The sequence below is a fragment of the Xenorhabdus cabanillasii genome (assembly GCF_003386665.1).
Taxonomy (GTDB): domain Bacteria; phylum Pseudomonadota; class Gammaproteobacteria; order Enterobacterales; family Enterobacteriaceae; genus Xenorhabdus; species Xenorhabdus cabanillasii.
Genome location: NZ_QTUB01000001.1, coordinates 3,529,537 through 3,542,512, shown reverse-complemented (window position 1 = coordinate 3,542,512; position 12,976 = coordinate 3,529,537). Strand labels below are relative to the sequence as shown.

The following is a 12,976-nucleotide window of genomic DNA, read 5'->3' as shown; positions in this document are numbered from 1 at the left end:
TTCCATAATATGTAATAATATCAAACAAATGTTCAATTTCTGTTATTCACAGTCGGCGTTCAGCATGTACAGGCCAGACCCTGGTGTTTTCTCCGGGAGCTGATAATTAACACGGCATTCTTGAGCATCTTTGTGGCCCCATTTCACCCATATCTGTCCAGACTTAGGAATACCGCTGAGGTACGCCTGTCCATCATTACTGACAATAGTGCTGTTGGGTTCATCTGACTCATTTTGTTGTACTAATGTGGCTGTTGCTCCAAATGGGATCTCTTTGCCTTTGTGAGAAAGCATTAGTAACGCACGATAACCAATGCGGGTCTGGAAATTGGCTAAAGTCAGTGCACCTTGGGTAGGGACGATAGTTTGCGTACTGATATCGATATCAACATTATCTCCCATTGAATAAGTATCTAAAGAGATACGGTTTTTACGATAACTACTGGCATAAGGAACAATGGCATAACCTTTCCAGTCAGTTGCTATCCCTGTGAAATTCTGGACTTTAATACCTTTAGCGCCATTGGCTCGCACTAATACCAACGTATCTCCCAATGATTGAGATAAGGTGATGCCATAGGGATGAACAACTATTCCACCATTTAAACCATAATTTAATTGTCTGGATTGCTTATCATAGCTATAACCCGCATTAACCTGACCGTAAGCGCCTTTGTATTCTGCGCTTATATTCCCGCCAGTACTCCTGTTATGGTTAGTGTAGTTTTGCTGAAGGCTATAAGTCAGATTATTATCTTCCAGCGCTGTACCATTTAAGCTGACCTGATGAGATGTTTCTTTTTTTCTGCTGTTGGTCAGGCTATAACTTGCCCAGCTGTTTTTCAGCCAGCGTTCAAGCGGAATTTGTATGTTGAGTGATAAAATCTGATCATTGTGATTTGTGCCCGGCAGCTTGCTGTATGTGTAATTCAATGTGTAATTGATCGAATTGTGACTGGTACTGTAACCTGCACTGATATTTCTTTCATGACCTTTTTGTGACCAATAATCTTGTTGAAAAGCAGATAAATAAATACCGCCTAAATCACCTAAAGATTGATTGATATACAATTGCAGTTTACTGCGTTTATTGGGGTTGTAGTTGTTATTGCTGGTAATATCAAACTCATTGGCTTCTTTAAAATCATAAAAATTATGCGTTGAGTAACGATAGCCCGCTAAAGTGAAATTAGTACCTGTCTGGATAAGATCTTTTGCATATTGAAATCGATATGATTGCCCGAATGAGTAAATATTTGGGGCGAGTTCTGACCTTGCGTGAGTTATATCAAAAGAAAACGAACCCCAATCAGAGAGGCTATAACCTGTGCCCAGTGCAATAGAGCGATAATTTTTTGAGAGAATCGTTCCACCATATACAGTGACATTATTGGAAATCCCGTAAGTGACTGTACCTTGCATAAAGTATGGTTCTTTACCACGGTGAGTGGGCGAATGATATTTTCCGAATGTCAGAGAATGGCGCAGACTATTTTCTCGTAACATAACAGGCACAGCCGAGAAAGGTTGTACAGAACGATGCTCTTTCCCGTCAGCTTCTTTGACGATAACCTCTAAATTACCACTGGAAGTTGTTGGATATAAATCATTAATAATAAAAGGGCCGGGAGAAACATAGGTTTCGTAGATAATATAACCATTTTGCTTGATGATTACTTGAGCATTACTTTGGGCAATTCCTCGTATGGTTGGTGCAAATCCTCTGAGACTATCAGGCAGCATATTGTCATCTGAAACTAATTGCATACCACGAAACTGAAACCCATCGAAAATAGGTGAAGGTGTATAACTGTCACCAAATATTAGTTGGCTTTTTAAGGAATGAATATCACGTTGCAGATAAGTGCTCAGACTTTGCCATTTATTGTTTTGGCTACTGTAAGTGGAATAATTTCGTAAGCGCCAGGCATCCCAGTTAGCTCCGCTTCTGAGATTGAGAAAGTTATTACTGGTTGATCCGGGCTGGCCATCCAGCCAGTTAGTTGAACCACTATAACTATAATTAACATGTAAAGAAGTTAATCCCTGTTGCCACAGATGAGAAGGAACATAATCTCTTGCCTTATTATGCAGAACTGCCTGGGGCATGCTGATATCCAACCGTTGCTTGTTGAAATCGAAAGAAGATGATGCAGCGGAGATATATTGACCAAGATCTGTGATTTCAGTTTCTGGTGGTAAAGCAGACAAAGATGGGAATAAATCAATATTTACACCCATCTCTTTGAGTTGTTCAAGTCTAATTTTGGGTGATAACTTATTATTTACGATAACGAAATCAACATTTCCAGTATCTATCTTTTCACGATTCAGATAAATATCAACCCAATAGCGACCCGGTGGTTGTTGATCATCTTGCATGAAAACCGATAGATCAATATCTTCGGAGAGACCAGAGAGGCTCTCCAGTGCATTAATATTGAAATATTCTTCGCCATAAACCTTATTGGAAACCAAAAGCCATATAGTCGCCAATGCACATAAAAGCACCTTAATTGGTTTAATAAATAACACCAAATTATCAAAAATATTATGTTGAAGATAATGACCGCTGTTATCCATAATCATTTTCTAATCTTGATAGATTGTATGAAAGTTATGCTCAAAATGTATGTTTTTCTTCTGGCGTTACTCCACCAAAATCGTTGATGGTTTTCCAGGAAACATAATTGATATTCTTAATAGGAATATCCCAGCTTAACTGACCAAAGGGAGCGATCATGCCAGCAGGCTGGATTTCATGACTTTTTGAACTATTTCCAATACTTAAGTAAGAAAACGAAACATAATATGGTGTCGGGTTTTCGGCTGTCAGTTGATGGCCTTCAATTTTGAACTTCAGTGCCTTATAAGCAATACTTGCTTTGTCTGCTAAATCAGCAGGGCGATAAAATAACTTAAATTTTGACTTTACTGTGATTTGTAACTGGTTTTGTTCAGATTTTACTATTGCGGGAATAGATTTAACATTGAGCCAGAAAAGGGATTCTCTATCGTTGGGTAAATTATCTCCGGTTTTTACAATTCGTAATACAGTTTCATTTCCTGCTGTTAATTTAAAGAGTGGGGGAGTGATAATGAAAGGTACTTTAGTTTCATCATTTTCTCCCTGAACCCATGATTGAATAAGATAAGAAACATCTGTTTCTGGATTACTGATAGAAATTGATGCTTCTTTTCGATCGCTGTTATAAACAACACGGGTGCCACCAATAACGACTCCGGCAAAAGAAACATTAGGGCTGAATATGTAGATGATAATAAGAATCAAAATAAGAAAGTGTTTCAAAATAGATGCTCCGGGTAATATTATTTTTTATGGTTATATATTAATCCCACTATTACCATTCACTGGTTATAGTAAATGGTAATAGTGTTTTATCAGGTATTCTTGCTATATGTATTTTAGTTGTAAACGATAGTGAAGTTAGCTACCGCATTACCAGTACCAGGAGTAATCGTTTGTTTGGTTGCAACATATTTAGCAATGAAATTCATTTCAATTTTTTGATTTTCAATAATTTTTTGAGAAGAAGTCTTTGCCATAGGAATTGGCGTGTTGCTATTTTGTTCATAAATACCAACAGCAATCCCGTCAGCGGCTCCAGGTTTTGAATTGTCTAATGCTAAAAGTGCATTATTAATATTATCAAGTTGACCATCAAATTTAACACTTGCATATTCATTGATTTTTGGGCAGTCAGTCAGCTTAATACTGAAGTGCGTTGCGGCTGCCGTGCTATTGACCCCATTAAATGAATTTGTGCTGATAGTTCCCATATTTACAGTTTGATTTTTAGAAGTTGGATCAATTTTACATGCATCAGCAATAACTTTTCCTGTAAATCTGATTTCTCCATCCTGAATATTTCCATTTGCGGCATGTGCCAGAGACATAAATACAGATGAAACAAATAAGGATGAAATAATTAACTTGGTTTTCATTTTAATATATCCCATCCCTGGTGTAGTAATACAACAGGGATATAGCTGATTAAATTAACATTAAAGCCGTACAATTATAATACAGCAAATGAGTAGATTAAGTTGATACCTGAAAGATGGTAAAAAAATGATATTAATATTTTCTATCTGACAGATATTTCGAAGAATATAGTAGCGCTCAATTAACAAAGATCAAAATAATAACTCAACAAAGCACAATATTTGGAATATTACTCTGATGACGTTCCATTAATAGCATTGTAATTCATAAAATAGAATGTTTTTCAAGCGTAAATGAGCTTTTATTCTGTTTTATAAGATTAATTATTAATTGGAGAAAATCTGAGGAAATAAATATGAAGTTAAAAGTGTTTATTTTTGTGATCTTATATTTTTACTCTATATTTCACTAAATATTATTTATTTGTGATGAATATCCCACGTATGGAATTAATGCCAGATATTTAACATTAGTTAGATGATGACCCCAGTTTTTCCAAGATTACAGATTAATATAACTAACATAAATTAACTAATTCATAATAATAACCTATGTAACATTATTTGTATAATGGATACCTTAAAAAATCCTGTAACAATAAAACAGAATAAATATTTATGAATAGAATGTTTTTTGATCTTAAAACCCCGCGTTAGTTACAACATACTTATATATCAAAACATAAAAAATATCCATCAACAACGCAAACAAAAAAGCTCAACAGGAGATCATACAAAAAAGAGAAGAAAGGCTTGAAACAGGAGAGAAGTAAGCTTCTCTCCATGATTTTAGCTGGTGATTTAGACTAATGAATAGTTAAAGAATGCAAAGAATAGGTTCTAATGAATCAGTAACCATGTAGAGGGAATCGTTGTCAGTAATAAAATAGTAATCGCAGATTTTTCTAACATATTTAAACCATTACATCCCTGGTTTTGTTTCCGTGCATATAGGAAAATCAATAATCCAGGGGCATACAATATAACAGAAAGCAGCAGATGCATTAAACCTGAAGCATAAAGTAACCATAAACCATAGGTACAAGCACCGATAGCGATGAACAATAAAACTCGATTACTACGTTCAAATGCTACTTTTACTAAAAATGCACCAACTAAAAAGTATGGAACAAGTATCATTTCTGATGCGATAGAAAGCAATGTGTTGTAATTACTGCCACTTAGCCAAATCAAGACCAATGCAAGCTGAATGGCTCCATTCGTGATCCACAACGAGGATGCAGGCGCTTTTTTATCATTCTGTTTACTGAATTCCTTAGGAAATGAACCATGCAGGGAAGCAATAAAAGGGACTTCTGCCGCCATAATTGTCCAGCTCAGATAAGCACCACAGACGGAAACAATTAAACCAGCAACAATAATAATTTCACCCGCTGAGCCAATTAACCCTACCATCAAATTTGCCATAGAAGGGTTACGCATTGCGGCTAATTCAGGTCTGGTAGCTAATCCCAATGAGAGTAGGGTAACAAGCACGTAAACACTTAATGCTGAAATAACAGCCAGTATAGTTGCAATACCAATGTCTTTACGTTTTTTGGCTCTGCCAGAAACCACGACTGCACCTTCAACACCAATGAACACCCATAAGGTTATCAGCATAGTATCTTTGACTTGCTGCCAGACGGGCACACCCATCTCAATGCCGGTAAAATCGAATGTAAATACGTCTATTTTGAAAGCGATGACAGCCAGAACGATAAACATTCCTAACGGTAACAGTTTTGCCATTGTGGCCAATTGATTGACACCTGCCGCAGTTTGTACTCCTCTGAGTACAAGCCAGTGAACGAACCAAAGTAAAATCGATTCACCAATCAACGCTTGCCAGGTATTTCCATCACCGAAAATCACGGAATGTTCAGTATCAGTAAAAAAACTTAATGCCGCAAAGACGATCACCAGATAAGAAACATTGGCAATAATAGCACAGAACCAATATCCCCATGCAGAACAAAAGCCGACTAATTCACCAAACCCTTCTTTAGCATAAGTAAAGATGCCACCGTCCAAATCAGGGCGGAGGCGAGAGAGTAAAAGTAAAGACGTAGCTAAAAAGAGAATACCTATGCCTGTGATCCCCCAACCAAGCATTAATGCCGCTGGGCTACCTGCGTATGCCATATTTTGTGGCAAGCTGAATACACCCGCTCCAACCATAGAACTGAGCACGAGTGCTGTTAGAGACGTAAGGCCTAATTTCTTTTCCAAAGATACGTTCCTAAAAGTAAGATAAAATCAACACGATTAGCCAGAATACTTATTCTGAATATCGAACACATATTGGACATTTATTGCATCCATGTTACGGAATGCAGAAATATTCAGTAGTTAAAACTAAAAAAACAGGGCGATTCTACGGAGTGAAGGGATTGTATGCAATGGGTGACTATGCAAAAAAATATAAAAATTATGCATAAAAATATATTTTCCTCTAATTAAATAAATTACAAATGACTTTTCTGTTTCTCTCTATATTATTAAAAAATAAGCAGATGTTCATAATATAAACATTTTTAATGATACAAACTTGAATTTACTTTTGTGAAACAAATAATAAACAGTTATGAAAATCGTGTAAATGAAGGCTAAATAATGAATTTTATGGATATGACAAAAGCGATCTATAGAAGAAAAAGAGGCACACATTATTAGGGTGCCTCTTTCATAAATTGACTTGAGAAATAAATTGATTATTTAAATAAATCTGCGCTAATGGTAACGTTGCCACCATTAGACTGCCATTCTCTCGTAATATGGTAGTATTTTGCCCCTTTTTCTGCTGCACGTTTAGCAACCTGATAAGACACTTCAGGTGCAGTTGTGTAATAGCCAGAGAAAGTGATGGAATCAAAAGGCACCATCTGAGCCGCAGATGCTTTATTCAATTCTTCAATTTTTGTTCCGTTAGGCAGGGTTACAGTGTAACGACTACTTTTTGATGACTGGGTTTCAAAAAAGCGACCAATAACATTGCTGGTTGATGTTGACGAAGCAACACCCGGAATTTCAACTTTCTCAGCAGCTTCTCCACCTTGTGCTAAAGCCTGACGTCCCGCATCGGAATCGGCTGGGATCACTGCCTTATCAGATTGTACTTGGCGTTTGGGTGCATCTTCTTTATAGATGTAGGCTGTAACTACCTGATTACCACCATTGTTCGGGGCAATATCACGAACAATAAAGAAAGAGGCGGCATTTTTCTTTTTAGTTGCTTTGGCAAGAGCCTCTTTCAGATCAGGATCAGTCGGAAAATAACCACTTACTGTCACTGTATCGAAAGGTTCCAAAGTGACAGCTTCGGTTTTAGGTAATTCTTTGATCCCACGATAAATGCGATATTGAGTGGTTTTATCTATTTTTTCTGCATCTTTATGATACAAATCAGCAACAACCCGTAAATTACCACTGCCATTAAAATCGTCCAGACTCTGAATATAGAAACTATCAGCACCCTTTTTATCAGCCTGACGGGAAACCGCATCTGCTGCTTCATAAATTGCATTAAAACGTCCGGTTACTGCGATTCGTTCAAATGGCTTAAGTTCAGCAGCCTGCTTTGGTGTTAACTCTTTTGCTGCATGTGCTGCGGTAATTGTTGTTAATGAGAACATCACCGTTGTGATGATCGTGGTTTTCAGCTTCATAAAAAATCCTTTCGCCTTGCGCATTAAAATATTTATAACGTGCTGAACATTGTTCTGTATCACACAGGTCGTAATTATTACATTAATAATGCTATATATTCCTATGGTTACATATATATTCATTTGATTCAATGTAATAAATTGATTTTAAAGTATTATTCTTCCATTATCACCCCTGTAATATTCAGCATTATTCATGGGTATTCATGTTATTTCATGAACAATGTGTACATTAATACGTACATAATCTACATTAAAAATAATACTATTTTTTGAGGACAATGTTGTGCCAATTACTGACTCATGGCTTCGCTCTGCCAATGGCAAACACCAAGAAAAAATGATTACCAAATCCGATAGAGACGGTTTGTCCGTTCGTGTGACACCTAAAAGAAAAATTATATTTCAATTTAAGTATCGTTGGAACGGAAAAGGGGATCGGATTCAGGGTAAACGGGTCTAAATTGACCAGCCTGATTCACTGAGGGTATTCTTTAGTGAGAATTAGACAATTTAAGATTCGTCTTCGAAGAGAAAATCATACTCTCCTAATTCAACAAGTTCTTCATCATATGTATAGCCAGCATCTTCAATTATTTTCTTTTTCTTATACCTTTCAAATTCTTGTCTTGCATGATCTAATGCTGTGTCTTTTAGGTAATCTTGATATCCAGGGAAAACATCGTAGTCATTTAGAGTTAGCAACCTGTCTAGTTGAGCATGAAGTGAGTGCATTGTCATCGCCTTCCCTTGAAGGGCTGTAGATTCTGCGTAAAGTAGAAACTGTTCAGAAAGTAGATGTAAGCGATATAACTCATCAGGCTTGAGATAATTTTTACCAACTTCAATTTCGTTTTTGGTGGGAAAAGTTCCGCTTATGAAGTAAAGTCCCATGTTATCTTCACGATGATTTGCCCGATCAATTTTGATCAGAAATTCCCTAATCTGTGAGATAACGGCGTAACGAATTCACACAGGCTGCAATAAAAAATATTGTTTCTAATTAAAACGGTATTTATGGGTTATTATTAATGGAAATGATAAACCCGCAGAAGGTTGCGGGTTAGATATAGAGATTATTTATTTTATTTCCTGGAGAGGAGAATAACGTGACTCTACTTTAACGTTAACATAAAAGTCACCGGAATTATCTCCATAATGGGTATCTAAAAATAAAAGAGTTAATTCCCCATCTATGGGAACGGTTCTGTGGAGTATACCATTGCCAATTTCATAGGTCTTATCACCAATTTTTGCAGCTAAAGCACTCCCAGGGGGATTAGGTGGAGCCCCTTGAGGGGCAGACCAAGGGTTCGGACGGTGATCATTGGCATACCGCACCCATCCTGAAGCAATAACAGAGATCACATCCCCTTTTTTGAGTACAAGTCCAGTGGGTTGACCTTGTTTAAGTTTTCCAGAAACAGTTCCAGACCAATCATACATAATATTACCTCCAATATATTTTTATAACTTTCTGAGGGAGATGTTTCTCCGCCTGTGAACATCAATAAAATCGGTTAATCAATACTAGAAGGTGTTTCTTGGGTTAGGGTGGCACAGAATGGTTGATAGGACATCCATAAAATCCATTCTCATTGCTGATAAAACTTGGCAAAGATGCGTCTTCTTCCTCTTTTAACCTATTGATTTAATTAAATTCCCGCTCCGTGCAGGAATTACATAAAATCAACTGGTTACGTAAAGGTGAGATTTTTTACCTTTTAACTCCTTGATATCCCTCATTTCCCGCAGGGCGCAGGAATTAGATATGGGAAAATCCCGCATGTACAAAAATAAAAGATTAGATATCTCATCTTTAAGATGATGCAAATATAACTTATTGTCGCAAGAATTTATTCTATTTAAATAACTGCTTATCTGTTTTTGGCACATGACGCCAAGAGTTTTAATGAAAATAGTGATTTATATAAAAACTATCATCGATTACATTGAAGGTTATTTTATTTTTCAGAAATATTGTCTTTCAGAATGCTTATGTTACCTTGATGGTATTATTTCATTTTCTATCATTTGATGTTTTTGTTGATAAATCTCATTGAGAGGTTTTACTGATAGTAGTAATAAAAACAATCTAATCGTTAAATTGGCTTCAACAGGTAATAATCAGCAATATTTTAATCCTTAAAGAAGGAAACATTATGCATATTGGTGTACCAAAAGAGCAATTTCCCAATGAAGCTCGCGTTGCTGCCACACCATCAACAGTGGAGCAATTACGGAAGTTAGGATTTAATGTAAAAATTGAAACAAAAGCAGGAGCTCTTGCCAGTTTTGATGATGTTGCTTATCAGAAAGCCGGGGCTGACATTGCAGAGCATTATGAGGTTTGGCAATCAGACATTATTTTTAAAGTAAATGCTCCGGAAGAGAAAGAAATTGAGTTAATGAAGGAAGGTGCAACATTAATCAGTTTTATCTGGCCAGCACAACATCCTGAATTAATGGAAAAATTAGCAAAACGCAAAATAACTGTTCTGGCAATGGATGCCGTCCCACGGATCTCCCGCGCCCAATCATTAGATGCTCTGAGTTCAATGGCAAATATTGCTGGTTATCGTGCCATTGTTGAAGCAGCGCATGAATTTGGCCGTTTCTTTACTGGCCAGATTACTGCTGCCGGCAAAGTACCACCAGCTAAGGTTATGATTATTGGTGCTGGTGTTGCTGGTCTTGCTGCTATCGGAGCGGCAGGTAGTCTCGGTGCGATTGTCCGTGCTTTTGATACTCGCCCGGAAGTTAAGGAACAGGTTCAAAGTATGGGCGCTGAATTTTTGGAGTTAAACTTCAAAGAGGAAGCGGGAAGTGGGGATGGTTATGCAAAAGTGATGTCAGAAGCCTTTATCAAGGCCGAAATGGAACTGTTTGCTGCCCAAGCAAAAGAGGTTGATATTATTGTTACAACCGCATTGATTCCGGGTAAACCTGCACCAAAACTGATTACCAAAGAAATGGTGGAGTCAATGAAACGGGGTAGTGTGATTGTCGATCTGGCGGCACAAAATGGAGGAAACTGTGAACTTACAGAAGCCGACAAACTTGTTGTGACAGATAATGGCGTCAAGATCATTGGTTATACTGATTTACCTAGCCGTTTACCTACCCAATCATCACAATTATACAGCACTAACTTAGTGAACCTGATGAAATTGCTGTGCAAAGAGAAAAATGGTGAAATTGCCATTGATTTCGATGATATTGTTATTCGTGGTGTCACCGTCATTAAAGAAGGAGAGATCACCTGGCCTGCGCCACCAATCCAGGTCTCAGCTCAACCCGCCAAACCTGATGTTACCAAGAAAGCAACTAAACCAGCAGAAACCCCTAAATCTCCGTGGCTGAAGTATGGGTTACTGGCATTGACCATTATCCTTTTTGGTTGGTTAGCAAGTGTTGCTCCGAAAGAGTTTCTGTCCCACTTTACCGTATTTGCTCTGTCTTGCGTGGTTGGATATTACGTTGTCTGGAATGTCAGTCATTCACTACATACTCCACTAATGTCTGTCACTAATGCCATTTCCGGGATTATTGTGGTCGGAGCAGTATTACAAATAGGCGAAGGTGGATGGGTAAGTTTCTTCTCTTTCATTGCAGTGTTGATTGCCAGTATCAATATTTTTGGCGGGTTCACTGTTACACAACGTATGCTAAAAATGTTTCGTAAAGGATAAGGGGTAACTTATGTCGAATGGAGTAGTCACTGCGGCATATATTGTTGCCGCTATCTTATTCATTTTCAGTCTTGCAGGGCTTTCTCGCCATGAAAGTTCCAAGCGAGGCAATATCTTTGGCATAACCGGGATGGCAATTGCCCTGATTGCAACCATCTTAGGGCCGGATACAGGTAACGTTGGCTGGATTATTCTGGCAATGATTATTGGGGCAGTCATTGGAACCCGTCTCGCTAAAAAAGTAGAGATGACTGAAATGCCAGAATTAGTCGCCATTTTGCATAGTTTTGTGGGTTTAGCTGCTGTTCTGGTTGGGTTCAATAGCTTTATGGCCCACGATATTTTTGCTGACGCCATTATGGAAAATATTCATCTGACAGAAGTTTTCCTTGGGATCTTCATTGGGGCAGTGACCTTCACTGGTTCGGTTGTGGCATTTGGTAAATTACGCGGAAAAATTTCCTCCAGGCCATTAATGTTACCGCATCGCCATAAACTTAATCTGGCTGCTTTGATTGTCTCTTTTGTGTTGATGATTAGCTTTATCAAAACAGAAAGCGTCGGTTTCCAGGTTTTCACTATGCTTATCATGACGGTAATCGCATTAGCTTTTGGCTGGCATTTGGTGGCATCCATCGGCGGGGCAGATATGCCGGTTGTTATTTCCATGCTGAACTCATATTCAGGCTGGGCGGCCGCTGCGGCAGGATTCATGTTAAGTAATGACTTACTGATTGTAACTGGTGCTTTAGTGGGTTCTTCTGGTGCGATCCTCTCTTATATTATGTGCAAGGCGATGAATCGTTCCTTTATTAGTGTGATTGCCGGTGGTTTTGGTAGTGATGGAGTCTTAACGGATGATAATCAGGAAATGGGGGAATATCGTGAAACAACCGCAGAAGACGTTGCTGAACTATTGAAAAATTCGGTTTCAGTTATTATTACTCCGGGCTATGGAATGGCTGTTGCTCAGGCACAATATCCGGTACATGACATCACAGCAAAATTGCGTGAAAAAGGAATCAACGTACGTTTTGGTATCCATCCAGTAGCAGGGCGTTTGCCTGGTCATATGAACGTATTACTGGCTGAAGCTAAAGTGCCTTACGACATTGTTTTGGAAATGGAAGAAATTAATGATGACTTTTCTGAAACAGATACAGTTCTGGTTATTGGTGCCAATGACACAGTAAACCCTGCGGCACAGGAAGATCCAAACAGCCCGATTGCTGGAATGCCTGTATTGGAAGTTTGGAAAGCGCAAAATGTGATTGTTTTTAAACGATCTATGAATACCGGATATGCAGGCGTGCAAAACCCATTATTCTTTAAAGAAAATACACAAATGCTATTTGGTGATGCCAAAGCAAGTGTTGAAGCAATATTACGTGCACTATGATTGAATATATTTAATCGAATTAAATTTGAGAGCTTCGTATATAAAAATCGAAGCTCTTTTTTTTGTTTGAAAATATCAGTTTTACATCTGATTGTTTAATTAAATTCAAATTAATTAGCTTTGATGTGAGTTTCATATTATACAACCATTAAAAAATCTTTATATTTTTTCATTATTTTGATAACTAAATCAAACAATACTGTTAAGGATTTTCGATGTTCATATGTTAACATGGCTGTTAATTGCTTTCA

At 37.7% G+C, this 12,976-nt stretch carries 9 protein-coding genes; 2 read left to right on the top strand and 7 right to left on the bottom strand.

The genetic code is table 11. The features are described from left to right. Positions 1-42 precede the first annotated feature (42 nt). The 7 genes from BDD26_RS15845 to BDD26_RS15810 all read right to left on the bottom strand — a co-directional run bounded on the left by BDD26_RS15845 (position 43) and on the right by BDD26_RS15810 (position 9,080). Positions 43-2,583, bottom strand: coding sequence for a fimbria/pilus outer membrane usher protein (locus BDD26_RS15845; RefSeq protein ID WP_115827095.1), 2,541 nt, complete (start codon positions 2,581-2,583; stop codon positions 43-45). 40 nt (positions 2,584-2,623) lie between these two features. Then, complete coding sequence (locus tag BDD26_RS15840; RefSeq protein WP_115827094.1) at positions 2,624-3,310, bottom strand: fimbrial biogenesis chaperone; 687 nt, start codon at positions 3,308-3,310, stop codon at positions 2,624-2,626. A 116-nt stretch (positions 3,311-3,426) separates the two neighbouring features. Further along, on the bottom strand, positions 3,427-3,966 hold the full coding sequence (locus tag BDD26_RS15835) for a fimbrial protein (RefSeq protein ID WP_038269232.1): 540 nt from the start codon (positions 3,964-3,966) through the stop codon (positions 3,427-3,429). Between the two features lie 840 nt (positions 3,967-4,806). Next, entirely contained in the window at positions 4,807-6,198 is a 1,392-nt protein-coding gene (locus tag BDD26_RS15830) for a basic amino acid/polyamine antiporter (RefSeq protein WP_038269231.1), read from the bottom strand. A gap of 482 nt (positions 6,199-6,680) precedes the next feature. Further along, a complete protein-coding gene (ydgH, locus tag BDD26_RS15825; RefSeq protein ID WP_038269230.1) occupies positions 6,681-7,634 on the bottom strand; it encodes a DUF1471 family protein YdgH in 954 nt (317 codons plus the stop codon). 513 nt (positions 7,635-8,147) lie between these two features. Beyond that, on the bottom strand, positions 8,148-8,588 hold the full coding sequence (gene rhuM / locus BDD26_RS15815; RefSeq protein WP_304364615.1) for a RhuM family protein: 441 nt from the start codon (positions 8,586-8,588) through the stop codon (positions 8,148-8,150). A 126-nt stretch (positions 8,589-8,714) separates the two neighbouring features. Further along, positions 8,715-9,080, bottom strand: a complete 366-nt coding sequence (locus tag BDD26_RS15810; protein ID WP_115827093.1) for a LecA/PA-IL family lectin — start codon at positions 9,078-9,080, stop codon at positions 8,715-8,717. Between the two features lie 716 nt (positions 9,081-9,796). Here BDD26_RS15810 and pntA point away from each other — a divergent pair. Both pntA and pntB read left to right on the top strand, forming a co-directional pair. Continuing rightward, positions 9,797-11,326, top strand: a complete 1,530-nt coding sequence (gene pntA, locus BDD26_RS15805) for a Re/Si-specific NAD(P)(+) transhydrogenase subunit alpha (RefSeq protein ID WP_115827092.1) — start codon at positions 9,797-9,799, stop codon at positions 11,324-11,326. 10 nt (positions 11,327-11,336) lie between these two features. After that, the gene (pntB, locus tag BDD26_RS15800; protein ID WP_115827091.1) at positions 11,337-12,725 is read left to right on the top strand and encodes a Re/Si-specific NAD(P)(+) transhydrogenase subunit beta; all 1,389 of its coding nucleotides are present in this window, start codon (positions 11,337-11,339) and stop codon (positions 12,723-12,725) included. Positions 12,726-12,976: the final 251 nt, after the last annotated feature.

Excerpts from the sequence above, each read along its gene's own strand:
- BDD26_RS15810 (WP_115827093.1), bottom strand. The coding sequence starts at position 9,080 with ATGTATGATTGGTCTGGAACTGTTTCTGGAAAACTTAAACAAGGTCAA.
- BDD26_RS15845 (WP_115827095.1), bottom strand. The coding sequence starts at position 2,583 with ATGGATAACAGCGGTCATTATCTTCAACATAATATTTTTGATAATTTG.
- pntB (WP_115827091.1), top strand. The coding sequence starts at position 11,337 with ATGTCGAATGGAGTAGTCACTGCGGCATATATTGTTGCCGCTATCTTA.
- pntA (WP_115827092.1), top strand. The coding sequence starts at position 9,797 with ATGCATATTGGTGTACCAAAAGAGCAATTTCCCAATGAAGCTCGCGTT.
- BDD26_RS15835 (WP_038269232.1), bottom strand. The coding sequence starts at position 3,966 with ATGAAAACCAAGTTAATTATTTCATCCTTATTTGTTTCATCTGTATTT.
- ydgH (WP_038269230.1), bottom strand. The coding sequence starts at position 7,634 with ATGAAGCTGAAAACCACGATCATCACAACGGTGATGTTCTCATTAACA.